Here is a 14,203-nt window from a genome sequence, read left to right as displayed (position 1 = left end):
GATCGTGAGTCATTAGTTATTAGCTTTCAAATCCCCTAGGTTAGGTTGAGGTAACGGATGCTGTTGGCATTAATTTTTGACCTCTCCCCACCCCAAACTCTTCCCTACAAGGGTAGAGGCTTCCAGACTCCCCCTTCCCTATGAGGGAAGGGGGATGGGGGGTTAGGTTCTTAATTAGCCAACACCATCAGGTAACGAAACCCAACCAATCTTCTCAAGATTGACGACTAATAACTAAGGACTAATTTTTAACCGCTTAAATTTTGTACTGACCACCTTTTTTGGAATCTGACCAGTCGCATCCCAAACCCTTAGTTGCAGCAACGAATTGGTTCCAAGGAACTGGCTTCACTGCTGATTTCGTCTCATAGACAATCTTAAAGAGACCATCATCTGCGACTTCACCTAGCCGTACAAACTTAGAAATGTGATGGTTACTTTCCATCGTTACAGTGCCTTCTGGAGCCTCAAACTTCTGACCAACCGCAGCCTTTCGCACTGCCTCTAAATCGTCAGCGGTTTTTGCTTTCTCGACAGCTTGTTTCCACAGATAAACAGCAATGTAAGCTGCTTCCATCGGGTCATTTGTTACCCGATCTGGACCGTATTTTGCCTTAAAAGCTTCGACAAATTTTTTATTCGCCGGGGTATCTACCGTTTGGAAGTAATTCCATGCGGCATATTGACCTTTGAGATATTCTGTGCCAATTGCCTTGACTTCTTCTTCGGCAATACTGACAGACATTACGGGGTATTTATCTGGCCCTAATCCTGCACCTTGCATCTGCTTGAAGAAAGCCACATTACTATCTCCATTCAGGGTATTAAAAATGACCCCTCCCTCAGGCAGAGCCGCTTTAATTTTAGTGATGATGGGCGTAACTTCTGTATTGCCTAGGGGTAAGTAATCTTCCCCGACGGTTTCGCCGCCTTTTGCCTTTAACTGCTCTTTAATAATCGTATTCGCGGTACGCGGAAAAACGTAATCTGAGCCAACTAGGAAGAATTTTTTACCTTTATTCTGCAAGAGCCAATCGACTGCTGGCTCGATTTGTTGGTTGGGGGCAGCACCCGTATAGAAAATATTTTTGGAGCACTCTTGACCCTCGTATTGCACGGGATACCAGAGCATATGACCTTTTTCTTCAAATACTGGCAGCACTGCTTTGCGGCTGGCGGAAGTCCAACAGCCGAAAACGGTGACAACTTTATCCTGATCGATTAGCTTTCTCGCCTTCTCTGCAAAAGTAGGCCAGTCGGATTGACCATCTTCTTCAATTGCTTGAATTTGCTTGCCGAGGACGCCACCGGCTTTATTAATCTCCTCAATTGCCAACAGTTCGGCATCTACAACGCTGTTTTCGCTAATCGCCATCGTGCCGCTGCGAGAGTGCAGAATCCCGACTTTGATGGTGTTTCCTCCACCGGCAGCCGCAACGGTTGTTGCGCTGGGAGAGGGAGACGCAGCCGTTGGGCTGGCAGTCTCAGAGGTAGAAGTGGGAGTGCTGCTACAAGCTTTGAGAAGAATACTGGTTCCCAGAGTAGCAGAACCGTATAGAAGAAATTTACGTCGCCCTAATCGCCTTGCCATACCGTCACCGTACTCCTGGCTGAATCAGCCTAATGGTAGAGAACATACACAGTTAAGCAGTGATATTAGAGCGATGTTCTGGGAAAAAATTGTTATCAATGATACAAAGAATCGAATTTTTGTATCTTTATCTAGGAAAGCTCAGCTTGCTGTTTTTGAAATTTCGCCCAGATTTAGGCGGATAAAGTCCACCACAGCGGTTAATCCTTGCTGAGTCTTCAAATTCGTAAAGATAAAGGGCTTTTCTCCCCGCATCCTCCGAGCATCGCGTTCCATGACCCCTAAATCTGCTCCGACTTGAGGGGCAAGATCAATTTTGTTGATTGCTAAAAGATCGGATTTCGTAATTCCGGGGCCACCTTTGCGCGGAATTTTGTCACCAGCCGCGACATCAATCACGTAAATTGTCAAGTCTACCAGTTCTGGGCTGAAGGTTGCCGCTAGGTTATCGCCACCACTTTCTAAAAAGACTAAGTCTAGCTCGGGAAATCGCTGTTCCATTTGTTCAATGGCGGCGATGTTCATGGAAGCGTCTTCACGGATGGCGGTATGGGGACAGCCGCCAGTTTCGACGCCAAGGATGCGATCGCTTTCCAAGGCGTGACTCCGCACTAAAAACTGGGCATCTTCCTGAGTATAAATATCATTCGTGACCACAGCAATTTGATATTTTTGCCGCATCACCTTACATAAGGCTTCGACTAAGGCAGTTTTTCCCGAACCCACTGGGCCAGCTACTCCAACCCGAAAAGCATTCATAAAATTTTCTGAAAGCGAATGGCTAATTGCTCATCGTAGCAAGGCAATTAATCATTTGCTATTGACAGCTTTCACAAGCGGTTTGTCTTTGTTTAACTCCGAAATAAGCGCGTGTACTGCGTTTCGTGAGCTATACTCGCCAATGCTAATCCCCAACCGCAACTACTCAGGGCGTCATCTTCTAACCCTAAAATTTCCTTGGCAGCCTGAATCAGGATGGGTTGTAGCTCTAGCAGTAGCTGTTGCCCAGCCGTTTGTCCCAGGGGAATCAATTTAACTCCAGCTGCAATCAAATTGGTTGCCCAACTGTGTAAGTAGCCCAAGAGGGCAGATGCAGCGTCGATTTGCCAATGGGCGGTGGCAATGCCGAAAGCGATCGCATAATTACAAGGATTCCCGATCGCATCCACCATTGACCGAACCTGGGGCTGTAATTCCAAAAGTAATCGAATGAGCGATCGCCCCATCTGCCAACTTTGCGCTTGCAACTCCTGTGTTTCCTTAGCAGCAGATAACCAGACATTCCAGTAATTTAAAGCCTCTAAATCCCCAGCAATTGCCCCCCGATATCCCCGAATCATCACCGCTGCTTCCAACCGAATTGCCCCATAACCCAGTTCCTGCTTGAGCCAGTGTCCCAGATGTTGCAGGTTCTCAATTACACCAGCATCGACGAGCGTTTCCAGCCCTTCGGAATAGCTATAAGCACCTACCGGCAACGCGGGACTCACCAGTTGCATAAGACACAGCAGGTTAACTGGAGAATGGGGAATCGGTAATTGCTCGTTGGTCATTGTTGGTACGTAGGGAGTGGGGAAGAGTTTTAGGATGAAGCCTAGAGTTTTGTATCGGTTCTCCTTAAAACTCAGACGCGATTATCGCGTTTCTACAAATCAAAACTCAAAACTTAAAACTCCCCCATTACCGATTACCCGATTAACTAAGCGTGATGATGGTGTCCATAGGCACCCATTTCTGGATAAAAAGGCGAGATTTCCTCTCGTACCTCCATCCCCAGATGTTCCAGCATTGACTTTAAAACGGGGTCGGGAGACAACCGCAAATGAGTGGCAGCAATTTCTAGCGGTATATGGCGATTGCCTAGATGATAAGCCGCTCGCAGCAAATCGAGGGGGTTCTGGGCAGTCGCGGTGAGAACGGGTTCTGGTTTAGCCACGATTCTCACGACGATATCACCGATTTCAGATTGGAGGAGATCGCGATCGCGCAACACGGTTCCTCTGGGTAAGCGCAGATACAAAGCTTGCCCCTCAGCAGTTTCAAAGCGATAGCGGCTGCGCGTGCGCTCCTCGGCAGTCAGAAAAAGAGTAAAGTTGACCGATGCATCCAAATTGGCGGGAAAGCGTTGCGTTATCGTTAGCATCACTGGAATCTTTAGTCAGCAAGTTATGGTGATGCTACTAACATCAGCACAGATGACATCAATATCCGAGTCAAGCAGGGTCAGCAAAAGTTTATTTTTTACTGAGCTTGCAGACGGATCATTTCATTTTTTATCTGTGCTGCTACCTCCGAATTTTTTTGCGCCTCCACCGTAATTTGATTAAATAATCCAATGGACAAACCGTTGCTCTCAACAATCTTTTGAGACTGTTTGCAGTAATTGATGGCAATGGCCTGTGCATTTCCTGGAAGCGATCGCAGGCTATTCGGCTGGCTGCAAGCAATATTTGGAGGGCTGCCCACGATTCTTTTGATCTCGTTATAGGCAGCTTGGCGACCCGGTTCCATCGCCAAAACAGCCCTGGCGAAGTTGCTTAAGTCTTTGGAGCTGAAGGGTGATTGAGCGTATGCCTGAGAACTAAAGTCAAGGCTATGGGAGCGCTCGGATAGACCGGGTGCAAAACCTAACAACAGACTTAGAGTAGCGAGAGTACCAACACTCAGGCATTGAGATAAGACTCGATTCAGAGAGCGACGTGAACTGTATAAAGTCATCATGATCTAGTGCGACCAAAAAATAGAAAATCAAAACACACACGGATTACTTTTTCTGAACTGTTTTAAGGGTGAGAAGTTCCAGCTAGAGATGGGCATTCGTAGATTTACATCTCGTGTTGGTACCTCAGAAAACAGCAGCCTTCTCCCTACGGAGTAGGGATCGAGTAGTAATCTACAACTAACTACGGATATTAAGAGTGTGTGGATTTTACCACACTTTCGCATAAAAAGCGGGGTGTTACCAAAGCTGTAACGATTGGGTGGTATGGGTAGCGCTTTCCTCCCTACCTCTAGGCGTAAAGGCAGGGAGGAAAGAATTCTCTCTACGTGTTTATGCCTTCATTGATACAATTGACACAGTTCGATAACTTTCATTTGTAACGTTGAAATGGGATCAGCTCCTCGCTTGAGGGCGACTTCCAATTCCAGGAGTAAGGGTAAGGTTAAGGTGAGGTGACGCACAGAGAAGTCTTTGACTTCTTGGCGCAGAAAGTAAATTCGTTTGGGGTTGCCGATTTCTGCCGCAGTGGCGATCGCCCGTTCATCGCGCTCACCGCTCTCTACCATCAGTTTCACCCACAACCAGGTACGAAATTGACCGATTAGGGTGGCGACAATCCGCAAAGCGGGTTCGTTATGACCGATTAAGTCTGCAACCAGCGAACAGGCGTGGGCAGTATTCCCCTCGGCGATCGCCGATGCGAGCTGCAAGCTGTTTTGGGTGTTAGAGGTTACTAGGGTAGCAACGACTTCGAGGGCGATCGCGTCTTGGGATACGTCTGCTTCGTCAGAAGCGGTGGCAAGGGGCTTCGGGATACCAGCGTAAACCTGCAACTTTTCCAGTTCGTTCCAAAGTTGTCTGGTATCATTTCCCACAGATTGGGCTAACAGTTCGGCTGCGGCGGGGGTTAGTTTGACACCAACTTGCTGGGCAACCTGACGCACCTTTTTTAGCAGTTCTTCAGTTTTCCAGGGCGGGATGAGCGAAAATTCTCGAATATCAGCATGGTTTTGCAGCAGCTTTGTAGACCGGAGACGCCCATCGGGTTTAGAGCGAGTCGTTAGCAAAAATACTGAAGACTCAGGAATCGCCGGTATCGTACGCTCCAGTTCAGCCAGCAGATCTTCCGAACAGTGCAGGCATATAGTAGTATCAACCAACCATACCAAACGGTAGGCGCTGCCAAAGGGTGGTGTCATTGCTTGGTTTAAAGCAGTGATGACCGCATTGGGTAGCGCTTGAGAAATTTTGTCATAGTTAAAGTTAGCCCATTGGGGGTCGAGAATGCGATCGCGCAGGGAGTCAACAGCTTTTTCCAGGGCAAAATCATCCTCACCCCAGTAGAGGTAAATTGGCATTAAAGCATCTCTGAAAAGTACGAGGCTATTAAGATTGGACGAGACTTATCACACTTATTTAAATCGGGTAGCACGGCTAACACTACCTGCAACCTACGAGTCCCAAGTACAGCATATACAGGAGTCTCCGAAGTTTAAGCCCTCCCCGTCAGGGACAAGACAAGCCGTGCCTTTCCCTGGCTATTCGGCGATCACGCCACCTGCGGGAGAAGAATCCGAGAATGCGACGTTTTACGAAAGCTTGAAAGCGTGCCAAGAGCAACTCCTACAGCAGCTAGATCCTGGTTTTATTGTGCCAGTCCCTGCTGAGAGTTTTCATGTGACCTTAGCAGATTTGATTTGGGACAGTGCTTATCGGCACACCACGAGTGAGAATCCGGAGTTTGAAGAACAACTGCGCGATCGCATTGCTCAAATTTTCGAGCAGTCCCAGCCATCTCTCACTGGCGGCAATCCGATGCTTTGGCAGTTGCTGGGGTTGATGGTAATGCCCCGTGCAGTCGCGGTTTGTTTAGTCCCCAAGGACGAAGGCACTTACGAGCGAATGTTGAAGTTTCGCCGGTTTATCTATCAAAGTCGGAGTTTGATAGAGTTGGGGATTGAACAGCAATATCGTTTTACTGCCCATGTGACGCTGGGCTATTTTGGCGATATTTCACCAGATTTGAACCGCGCTCGCTTGTGTGAAAAACTTTCTCAAATTAACAACCAATGGTTGGAAAATTCTCCAGAAATTTGGACACACCAAGCGCAATTGCGAAAATTTGACGATATGACCCGGTATTATCGGGAACCTGATTGGCCCGTTTTAACTTTTTAAAAACAATCGGCTAATAGCGGCTTACAAATCGCTATTAGCTGACTCCTGATTTATGAGCTTACCCATTCATCCCATCCTCCAGCAAAGTTTTGCTCTCATCGATCGAGAAATTGGCGAACACCGCTTTAGCCCCTCCGAGTACGCAATTGTACGTCGAGCCATCCACAGCACCGCTGATTTTGAATTTGCCCAATTAATTCGATTTAGTGAGGGGGCGATTGAAAGCGCGATCGCTGCCTTGCGGCGTCGCGTGCCGATTGTTACAGACGTTGGCATGGTCAAACAGGGAGTGGCGGGAATGGTGGCGCAAACCTTTAACAATCCCCTGGTTGCCGCTGTGGAACAAGCAAGCGTTGCTCTCCCTGGCAAGACGCGCACGGAAACCGGCTTACTAAAATGTTGGCAAGAATTTCCAGAGGCAATTTATGCGATTGGTAATGCTCCCACTGCTCTGCTGGCTTTGTGTGCAGAGTTACCCTCGGCACCCATTCAACCGGCTTTAGTGATTGGCGCACCCGTTGGATTTATCTCCGTCGTAGAGTCTAAAGCGGTACTAGAAAAGACGCCCGTACCCCAAATTCGGATTGAGGGGCGCAAGGGCGGTTCACCGATTACCGCCGCGATTGTGAATGCTTTACTCCTATTGGCTTGGGAGGCAGAGAAATGTTAGGGATTCGCTGCCTATTTAGGGTCACGAAAAATCGATTTGCGTTGAGTCGGTATCGCAGCGACTTCCCGCCATCGGGTGCATTCAGCCGCTATTCATGACACTGGTACACGTTGTTGGAATTGGCTTGGATGGTGCAGATGGGCTGAGTCATGGTGTGCGGGAGATTGTAGAGCAAGCGACGCTGTTAATTGGGAGCGATCGCCATCTTTCTTACTTTCCCGATGCCTCCGCCCAACGTTTGATTCTGGGTGACTTGACAAAGGTAGTTGAGGAAATTCGCGATCGCCTGTCTGCGGGTTCTGGCGGCATTGTCGTATTGGTGAGTGGCGATCCCCTCTTTTTTGGACTAGGACGGCTGTTGGTGGCACAACTACCCTCAGCAGAATTAACGTTTCATCCGCATCTGAGTTCGGTTCAGCTGGCTTTTAACCGGATTAAGGTTCCCTGGCAGGATGCGCGTGTCATCAGCGCCCACGGGCGATCGCTGGATGAGTTAACCCAAGCGCTGCAACAGGGCATTGAGAAGATTGCTGTATTAACCGATACTCAGAATACGCCGGAAGCGATCGCTCGTCTGTTACTCGCTTTAGATTTACCTAGCACTTATGAGTTCTGGGTTTGTGAAAATTTAGGCGGTGCCGATGAGCGAGTTCGGTCTTTTCCCTGTGTCGGAAGACAATTAATTACGGCTCTACAAGAGCAAGATTTTGCTTCTTTGAATGTTGTTGTCTTGCTACGTCCCTCTGATTCAGGGAGTAAGAGTGGGGACGCATTCCTACCGAATCTGGATGCCCTGCCGATGCTGGGAGTCCCGGATGGGAGTTTCTTGAGTTTTAGCGATCGCCCTGGCTTGATGACGAAGCGGGAAGTGCGGGTTCTTGTACTGGGAGAACTGGCGCTACAGCCGGGACAAATTATTTGGGATATTGGGGCAGGTACTGGCTCAGTTTCGATTGAGATTGCCCGTTTATTCCCCACTTCTCGCGTGTATGCGATTGAGAAAACTGCTGCTGGCACGATGTTAATTCAGCAGAACTGCGATCGCTTCCAAGTAGAAAATGTGATTTCTATTCATGGCAGCGCCCCAGAAGCTTTGTACAGCCTCCCGGCACCCAACCGCATCTTTATTGGCGGTAGCGGCGGCAATTTAACTGAAATTCTCGATACCTGTAATTCGCATTTAACTGCTTCAGGGCGCTTGGTACTGGCACTCGCCACGCTGGAACACCTGAATGAGACTTTGGGCTGGTTATCGCGTCAGCAATGGGATTATCAGTTGTTGCAAGTGCAGTTATCGCGTTCTGTGCCGGTGGGATCGCTGACTCGGTTTTCCCCGCTGAATCCCGTCACGATTCTGGCAGCAAATCGCTGATTTTAAAGATGCTCATTTTAAAGATAAATTTGCCAGATTAAAATCCCAGTTCCCAGCAGACAAAAAATTCCCGCCGCACCCGCCAGAGGCTTTTCTCCCAAACCAGTTACCCAAGCCGGAACCATGCCAGTGTAGCGAATCACTCTCGTCGTATCCAAACTTGCGATCGCCCAAATCCATCCGGCGTGAAGTCCCCACGCCAAGCCTAAATTCCCATCATCACAGACACGAGCCAGCACTAATACCATTCCCATCAGCCATAATCCCGGTAGCTGAGGCAATGTTTCCTGCTGTTCCCAAACCAAATGAAGCAGCGCAAAAATTAAGCTAGAAACTGCCGCCGCTACCCAAGTTGAATAATCTTGCTGGAGTTCCGTAAGCAGAAATCCCCGAAAAATTAACTCTTCAATTCCACTAATCAATAATCCTAATAACAATGTTGGTAGTAAGACAGATCCGACTACCGACCACAGATTTTGCGGGGGGTTCTGTGTATCTTCATAGAGAGGATTCTCTTGAGATCGCCACTCGACCCAGCCCAACGCTTTTTGGATGCCAAACACCACTACCAGACTTAGCACCCCTAAAGCAAAGCCTTGTCCTAGTGAAATGAATATTGAAGCTTTCCAGCCCAACCCATAATCCGCAAAAAAAGCCCCCTCCACCCAAGCGGCACCCCAGACGATCGCAGGGGCAATTAAATAGAGCGAAGCTAATAAAGGGAGCTTTTGCTCTACAGCCAAGGGGTGAAAGGGTCGCCATTTTAGCACTGCTGCCAAAGGAATCGCAACTGGCAACCAAAGAACTAGCCAGACAATGAAGAAAGCGATCGCCTTCAACACAGCAGGAGTTTGTGGAAGTGATACCAGCCACCAATCGGCTCGTTCAAAAATAGGCATTGTTAAAGACAGCTTTCATTGGCTCAAGCGTAACACCTCAAGTTTGGGAAAAAACTGCCTTATTTACCGCTGGGGGTAAGCATGAACCCCCGCAGCTTTTATGTCTAGTCCACAAAAGATGTATTTGCTTTCCCTAAGATGCTCCCTTGAAAGGAGAGGCAGTTGGTTCTTTCAAATTTCCCGATAAATTTGTTAGAAGCAACGCCATATCAGAAAGCATTACCGCTGATCATGCAGTCGCCTCCTCACTTTCGCTTTCATCACTGGTATCGTCTCCAGTCTTACTTCCGCCATCCACCTGAATTAGGTGAATATGCTTGTAACCCAGCTTAATTTCAAACTCATCACCAGGCTTTAATCCCATTGCCTCAGTGTAAGTTGCACCAATAACAATTTGACCATTTTTGTGTACGCTTACACGATAGGTTGGTTCGCGACCCCGACCATCTTTTGTTCCTTCTGGATCGAGGGGAACACCTTTCGCGCCTAAAACTGCGTCATAAAAGTCTGTTAAGTTGACGCGAGTCTGGTTGTTCTTTGTTACGGTGTAATAGCCACAGCGTTTTGCTGTTTCTCGCCGTGGTAAGTGTGAAAGCTCTTTTACTTTTTGAAGCAGTGCTTTCCCTGTCAATGGAGCTGTTGCGGTTTCACTCATCGCTATATGCAAAATACACTTCAATCTACAGTATAGTAAAGAGTGTCTAATGCCAATATTTGGCTGACTAAAAAAATATATCGTTAAATCACTCAACTTTCACAAGGATATTTACAAGAGCATCCTCCAAATTCTTAGATTGCAGCAAAATTGCGTAATTGGGTAAAAGTTGAGGTTCTTACTACCAGATAGCAGATCGTTAAAGGACAGACTAGAGACTAGAGACTAGAGATTTTGTAAAGTTTAAAGTATAAAGTGTAAAGTATTTACTTCTGAAAATCTATCTTTTGGAGGGTAAGACAGGAGAGCTGTCTGTTTTATCCTTCAAGCCTTCAGCATCTAAAAATCAGCTACACCCCCAAGTCAAGTCATGCCAAACAAAGCTCCTATTTGTCTACAGATCGTAAATTCAGCTTTAGACTAGAAGTTAAGAGCAATGAAGAGCTTTGAAGCATGCAAGTCCTTTTTAAGGTCATCCGGCAGGAGCAAAATTCCTCTCCTGTAGTACAGACTTATACGTTGGATGTCGATCCTGGTAACACAATTCTGGACTGCCTAAATCTTATTAAGTGGGAGCAGGATGGAAGTTTAGCTTTTCGCAAGAATTGTCGCAACACAATTTGCGGCAGTTGTGGAATGCGAATCAACGGTCGTTCCGCTTTGGCGTGTAAGGAAAATATTGGCAGTGAAGTGCAAAGGCTGCAACAGATAGCAGCGAGTGCTACCCTTTCAGATGCCCCGCAAAAACCTTTAGATGCCATCCCAGAAATTACTATTGCACCAATGGGCAATATGCCGGTCATTAAAGATTTGGTGGTGGATATGCGTAGTTTTTGGGATCATCTTGAAGTAGTTGAACCCTATGTGAGTACGGGGGCAAATCCTATACCGGAACGAGAGTTTTTACAGACACCCGAAGAACGCGATCGCCTTAATCAAACAGGCAATTGTATATTGTGTGGTGCCTGCTATTCTGAATGCAACGCCCGTGAGGTCAATTCGGATTTTGTAGGACCTCACGCCCTTGCAAAGGCTTATCGAATGGTAGCGGATTCTCGTGACGCCGAAATAGAATCCCGTTTGGAAAATTACAACGAAGGCACCAAAGGCGTCTGGGGTTGTACCCGCTGTTTTATGTGTAATACGGTTTGTCCGATGGATGTGGCACCAATGGATCAAATCGGCAAAATTAAACAGCAAATTCTCGACCGCAAGGACGATCAAGCCAGTCGTTCAATCCGTCACCGGAAAGTATTAATTGATCTAGTGAAGGAAGGTGGTTGGATTGATGAACGTCGGTTTGGTTTACAAGTCGTGGGAAATTCTTTTAGAGACATCAAGGGGATGATTAGCCTGGGGCCACTCGGATTAAGAATGCTGGCTCGCGGTAAGTTTCCTTTGGGGTTTGAGCCGTCTGCTGGGGCTGAGGTAGTGCGATCGCTCATTGAATCTGTCCAAAGCCTTGAGTCTTAATCATATTGAATCACGATTGAAGTAAAAACAATGAATCCTGAAACAACTTCCCCAGAACAATCACCCGTAGAAACACCCGCAGAAAATTACAACCAACCAGAGCCTGCTTTCGGCTGGACGCTCTACTCCGAGCAAATCAACGGACGATTCGCAATGGTAGGGTTTGTTGCTTTATTGATGCTAGAATTTTTCACCCATCAGGATTTTTTTACCTGGCTGGGTTTGCGCTAATCCGCACTTAAAGACATGGATTGGTTAACCGCCAATTCCATCCGTAGGGGCATGGTATAAACACGCCCCTACGCATCTAAATTCTGCCTTAATATCTACCCAAATTAACTGGCTACACCTGAACCGGAGTGCTAAACCGGATTTTAAGATAATCATCCTCCATCTTTGCTCCAGCCGGTTGCAGGGCTGCCAAGGCTTGCGGTAACACCAAATTGCGGCGGTGATTGCCTATCGTAATGTTTAATTCATCGCCGGTTTTACTTAGTTGGATATTATCTTTGGCAATACCGGGCAAGTAAAGTTCTAAGCTGTAGTTATTTTGGTCTTGCACAACCCTCAGAGTGGTTTCCTTGTAATACACCTGAGTGGGATCTTCATCTTTATAGAGCGTTTCCTTTAACCGTTCTAAAGCCTCTAACCCACACATTTCTTCTGAGTAAAGCGGAACTTCCTTGACTGGTAAGGGATGGAAGTTTTCGTGAATTTCCTGCCGATATTGCTGCTGGCTTTCTTTCCAACGTTGAAAGAAAGGATCGGTCACTTGATCGGGGATAATCCGATTTGCCACCACTAAATCCGTAGCAACATTGTATAAACTCAAATAAGCATGGGCGCGGAGAGACTCTTTAATCACCATTTTTTCGGGATTGGTGACGAGGCGCACTGAAGTTTGAGTATTGTCACTCAATACTTTTTCTAAAGCTTCAATCTGCTCGTAGAATTCAAAGGGAGCGTCCATTACCTCTTTATCGGGCAAGGAAAAACCGGCAATTGGTCTGAAGATCGGTTCAACTAGAGGTCTGAGCGCTACTGATATCCCCTGTAACGGCTTGTAAAAACGTCTCATATACCAGCCGCCGACTTCCGGTAGACTGAGCAATCTTAGAGCCGTACCAGTAGGAGCTGAGTCAATAATTAAAACGTCAAACTCGCCTTCATCGTAGTGGCGCTTCATGCGTACCAAACCGAAAATTTCATCCATGCCGGGAAGAATTGCTAATTCTTCCGCTTGTACGCCTTCCAAGCCTCTTGCCTGCAAAACTTGGGTAATATAACGCTTAACTGCGCCCCAGTTGCCTTCTAATTCCATCAGAGCATCTAATTCAGCCCCCCACAAGTTTGGGCGAACCTGTCGCGGATCGTGCCCCAGTTCCAAGTCAAAACTGTCGGCGAGAGAGTGAGCGGGATCGGTACTTAAAACAAGGGTTTTGTAACCGAGTTCGGCACAACGCAAGCCAGTAGCGGCGGCTACAGAAGTTTTGCCAACGCCACCCTTGCCGGTCATCAAAATTACGCGCATGAATGCTTTTTTCCTATCTGAGAATTGTTTACGTTACTTATTATTTTTTCCCTGTTTTAAGGGTAACAAATGTTGTTTCAACACATCAAAACGCGAACATTTCCAGTAGTCGATATGGGAAGCAATCATTCCATCAGTGTTGAGTTTCAACTCACTCCAGCCTGGGATGGCGATACGAGGTTTCCACGGCAGAGGGGTATTCCAGCTCAAAGTCCACTCAAGTTGGATTGTATCTCCGGATTTGCGAATGTCATGTAAATCCATCTTGACGTTCATAAACCAGGTTTTGATAAAGCCAATCATGAGTTTGTAACGCTCAAGACCATTAAATTTGTTCAGCGGATCTTTGAAAAAAACGTCTTCTGCATAGATGCTGTAGGTTTGGTTTTCTGGAAATCTTTGGTAGTCGTCTTTGAGGATTTGAATGATGTCCATAAGACTTAGAGGGTGACAAGAAGCTACGGTTCGATTTCAGTCCAGAGGCGTTCTAACTGACGCCGCCATGCTGCCAGCACTTCTTCACGAGCCTCTGGAGGCAGATCCAAATCGCCCATGAGACCTTCTTCGTAGAATCGATCGAGGGTTTGGAGTGTGGCTTCGAGGGATTGTCCTTGCTGCTTGGCAGCCAGGATAATTTGACTAATTCGACTTTCAACGAGCTGATTAAAGCAGTCAGATAAACCTGTCTGATGCAGAGAAATCAGTCGCGCGATCGCTCCTGAAAAATCCTCTACATTTAAAGTCTCAAGATTGTGCTGAAATACACCCCATAGCACTCCCTGATTCAGGGCGTAACGAGTCTCCTGAGTGTCATCAAAGTTGGCTTCCAGCAGCTGTTCTACAAACGGTTGCGCTTCTTGAGCGGGTGCAATCGGTAAGAGAACTCGCAGCCAAGAACTGTCATCGGAAAGCAGCACCAACAGACGCATCTGAGTCGTTTCTACTTGCCACAAGCCGGGGGCAGTTGCTTCAATCGCTGCGGCATCAAATAGTTCTGTAAGGGTTTTGGTAATGTCTTCAGGTTTCATAATTTCCAAATAATAAACCCCCAGCCTTAGCCGGGGGAAACTTCAAAAGACAGAAAATTGAGGACAGAAGGAGGAATTCATTCC

16 protein-coding genes are annotated in these 14,203 nt (G+C 47.2%); 5 read left to right on the top strand and 11 right to left on the bottom strand.

Annotated features, from left to right (window positions below):
• Window positions 1-256 precede the first annotated feature (256 nt).
• The 6 genes from urtA to holA form a co-directional block, all read right to left on the bottom strand.
• Window positions 257-1,591 (bottom strand): urea ABC transporter substrate-binding protein, encoded by a 1,335-nt coding sequence (gene urtA, locus NDA03_RS01760; protein ID WP_348237106.1) that lies wholly within the window; start codon window positions 1,589-1,591, stop codon window positions 257-259.
• A gap of 141 nt (window positions 1,592-1,732) precedes the next feature.
• Window positions 1,733-2,350 (bottom strand): urease accessory protein UreG, encoded by a 618-nt coding sequence (ureG, locus tag NDA03_RS01755; protein ID WP_348237105.1) that lies wholly within the window; start codon window positions 2,348-2,350, stop codon window positions 1,733-1,735.
• Window positions 2,351-2,442: 92 nt separating this feature from the next.
• Window positions 2,443-3,144 carry an urease accessory protein UreF gene (locus NDA03_RS01750; RefSeq protein ID WP_348237104.1) on the bottom strand — a complete coding sequence of 234 codons (702 nt, stop codon included), beginning with the start codon at window positions 3,142-3,144 and terminating at the stop codon, window positions 2,443-2,445.
• A 146-nt stretch (window positions 3,145-3,290) separates the two neighbouring features.
• Window positions 3,291-3,734, bottom strand: a complete 444-nt coding sequence (ureE, locus tag NDA03_RS01745) for an urease accessory protein UreE (protein ID WP_348237103.1) — start codon at window positions 3,732-3,734, stop codon at window positions 3,291-3,293.
• A 98-nt stretch (window positions 3,735-3,832) separates the two neighbouring features.
• Window positions 3,833-4,312, bottom strand: coding sequence for a DUF4168 domain-containing protein (locus NDA03_RS01740; RefSeq protein ID WP_190688527.1), 480 nt, complete (start codon window positions 4,310-4,312; stop codon window positions 3,833-3,835).
• Between the two features lie 339 nt (window positions 4,313-4,651).
• Window positions 4,652-5,671, bottom strand: coding sequence for a DNA polymerase III subunit delta (gene holA, locus NDA03_RS01735; RefSeq protein WP_348237102.1), 1,020 nt, complete (start codon window positions 5,669-5,671; stop codon window positions 4,652-4,654).
• A gap of 34 nt (window positions 5,672-5,705) precedes the next feature.
• On the opposite strand from holA, the gene NDA03_RS01730 reads away from it, so the two are divergent.
• The 3 genes from NDA03_RS01730 to cbiE all read left to right on the top strand — a co-directional run bounded on the left by NDA03_RS01730 (window position 5,706) and on the right by cbiE (window position 8,533).
• Complete coding sequence (locus NDA03_RS01730) at window positions 5,706-6,491, top strand: DUF1868 domain-containing protein (RefSeq protein WP_190410208.1); 786 nt, start codon at window positions 5,706-5,708, stop codon at window positions 6,489-6,491.
• A gap of 52 nt (window positions 6,492-6,543) precedes the next feature.
• Window positions 6,544-7,161, top strand: a complete 618-nt coding sequence (locus tag NDA03_RS01725; protein ID WP_190535987.1) for a cobalt-precorrin-8X methylmutase — start codon at window positions 6,544-6,546, stop codon at window positions 7,159-7,161.
• A gap of 94 nt (window positions 7,162-7,255) precedes the next feature.
• Window positions 7,256-8,533, top strand: a complete 1,278-nt coding sequence (gene cbiE, locus NDA03_RS01720; protein ID WP_348237101.1) for a precorrin-6y C5,15-methyltransferase (decarboxylating) subunit CbiE — start codon at window positions 7,256-7,258, stop codon at window positions 8,531-8,533.
• Window positions 8,534-8,550: 17 nt separating this feature from the next.
• Here the strand turns inward: cbiE and NDA03_RS01715 are convergent, their stop codons facing one another.
• Together NDA03_RS01715 and NDA03_RS01710 are read right to left on the bottom strand one after the other, a co-directional pair.
• Window positions 8,551-9,432, bottom strand: coding sequence for a type II CAAX endopeptidase family protein (locus NDA03_RS01715; protein WP_348237100.1), 882 nt, complete (start codon window positions 9,430-9,432; stop codon window positions 8,551-8,553).
• A 229-nt stretch (window positions 9,433-9,661) separates the two neighbouring features.
• Window positions 9,662-10,087, bottom strand: coding sequence for an AbrB family transcriptional regulator (locus NDA03_RS01710; RefSeq protein WP_190410204.1), 426 nt, complete (start codon window positions 10,085-10,087; stop codon window positions 9,662-9,664).
• Window positions 10,088-10,540: 453 nt separating this feature from the next.
• Between NDA03_RS01710 and NDA03_RS01705 the strand changes: the two genes are divergently transcribed.
• Both NDA03_RS01705 and NDA03_RS01700 read left to right on the top strand, forming a co-directional pair.
• On the top strand, window positions 10,541-11,560 hold the full coding sequence (locus NDA03_RS01705; protein WP_190410203.1) for a succinate dehydrogenase/fumarate reductase iron-sulfur subunit: 1,020 nt from the start codon (window positions 10,541-10,543) through the stop codon (window positions 11,558-11,560).
• A 30-nt stretch (window positions 11,561-11,590) separates the two neighbouring features.
• Entirely contained in the window at window positions 11,591-11,791 is a 201-nt protein-coding gene (locus tag NDA03_RS01700) for a chlorophyll a/b-binding protein (RefSeq protein WP_348237099.1), read from the top strand.
• A gap of 112 nt (window positions 11,792-11,903) precedes the next feature.
• Here the strand turns inward: NDA03_RS01700 and NDA03_RS01695 are convergent, their stop codons facing one another.
• From NDA03_RS01695 to NDA03_RS01685, 3 genes are read right to left on the bottom strand one after another with little or no spacing between them, the layout of a single operon-like run.
• Window positions 11,904-13,091 (bottom strand): TRC40/GET3/ArsA family transport-energizing ATPase, encoded by a 1,188-nt coding sequence (locus tag NDA03_RS01695; RefSeq protein ID WP_190426895.1) that lies wholly within the window; start codon window positions 13,089-13,091, stop codon window positions 11,904-11,906.
• A gap of 33 nt (window positions 13,092-13,124) precedes the next feature.
• Window positions 13,125-13,526 carry a DUF2358 domain-containing protein gene (locus NDA03_RS01690; protein WP_190524184.1) on the bottom strand — a complete coding sequence of 134 codons (402 nt, stop codon included), beginning with the start codon at window positions 13,524-13,526 and terminating at the stop codon, window positions 13,125-13,127.
• A 23-nt stretch (window positions 13,527-13,549) separates the two neighbouring features.
• Window positions 13,550-14,119 (bottom strand): hypothetical protein, encoded by a 570-nt coding sequence (locus NDA03_RS01685; protein ID WP_190410199.1) that lies wholly within the window; start codon window positions 14,117-14,119, stop codon window positions 13,550-13,552.
• Between the last annotated feature and the right edge of the window lie 84 nt (window positions 14,120-14,203).

It is taken from the genome of Trichocoleus sp. Lan, from assembly GCF_039961855.1.
GTDB lineage: Bacteria > Cyanobacteriota > Cyanobacteriia > Cyanobacteriales > FACHB-T130 > FACHB-T130.
This window is presented reverse-complemented; position numbering and strand designations above follow the sequence as displayed.

Coding starts and splice junctions, on each gene's coding strand:
- NDA03_RS01725 (WP_190535987.1), top strand. CDS start 6,544: ATGAGCTTACCCATTCATCCCATCCTCCAGCAAAGTTTTGCTCTCATC.
- ureG (WP_348237105.1), bottom strand. CDS start 2,350: ATGAATGCTTTTCGGGTTGGAGTAGCTGGCCCAGTGGGTTCGGGAAAA.
- NDA03_RS01705 (WP_190410203.1), top strand. CDS start 10,541: ATGCAAGTCCTTTTTAAGGTCATCCGGCAGGAGCAAAATTCCTCTCCT.
- cbiE (WP_348237101.1), top strand. CDS start 7,256: ATGACACTGGTACACGTTGTTGGAATTGGCTTGGATGGTGCAGATGGG.
- holA (WP_348237102.1), bottom strand. CDS start 5,671: ATGCCAATTTACCTCTACTGGGGTGAGGATGATTTTGCCCTGGAAAAA.
- NDA03_RS01690 (WP_190524184.1), bottom strand. CDS start 13,526: ATGGACATCATTCAAATCCTCAAAGACGACTACCAAAGATTTCCAGAA.
- NDA03_RS01750 (WP_348237104.1), bottom strand. CDS start 3,144: ATGACCAACGAGCAATTACCGATTCCCCATTCTCCAGTTAACCTGCTG.
- NDA03_RS01695 (WP_190426895.1), bottom strand. CDS start 13,091: ATGCGCGTAATTTTGATGACCGGCAAGGGTGGCGTTGGCAAAACTTCT.
- NDA03_RS01710 (WP_190410204.1), bottom strand. CDS start 10,087: ATGAGTGAAACCGCAACAGCTCCATTGACAGGGAAAGCACTGCTTCAA.
- NDA03_RS01685 (WP_190410199.1), bottom strand. CDS start 14,119: ATGAAACCTGAAGACATTACCAAAACCCTTACAGAACTATTTGATGCC.
- NDA03_RS01740 (WP_190688527.1), bottom strand. CDS start 4,312: ATGATGACTTTATACAGTTCACGTCGCTCTCTGAATCGAGTCTTATCT.
- urtA (WP_348237106.1), bottom strand. CDS start 1,591: ATGGCAAGGCGATTAGGGCGACGTAAATTTCTTCTATACGGTTCTGCT.
- NDA03_RS01715 (WP_348237100.1), bottom strand. CDS start 9,432: ATGCCTATTTTTGAACGAGCCGATTGGTGGCTGGTATCACTTCCACAA.
- NDA03_RS01700 (WP_348237099.1), top strand. CDS start 11,591: ATGAATCCTGAAACAACTTCCCCAGAACAATCACCCGTAGAAACACCC.
- ureE (WP_348237103.1), bottom strand. CDS start 3,734: ATGCTAACGATAACGCAACGCTTTCCCGCCAATTTGGATGCATCGGTC.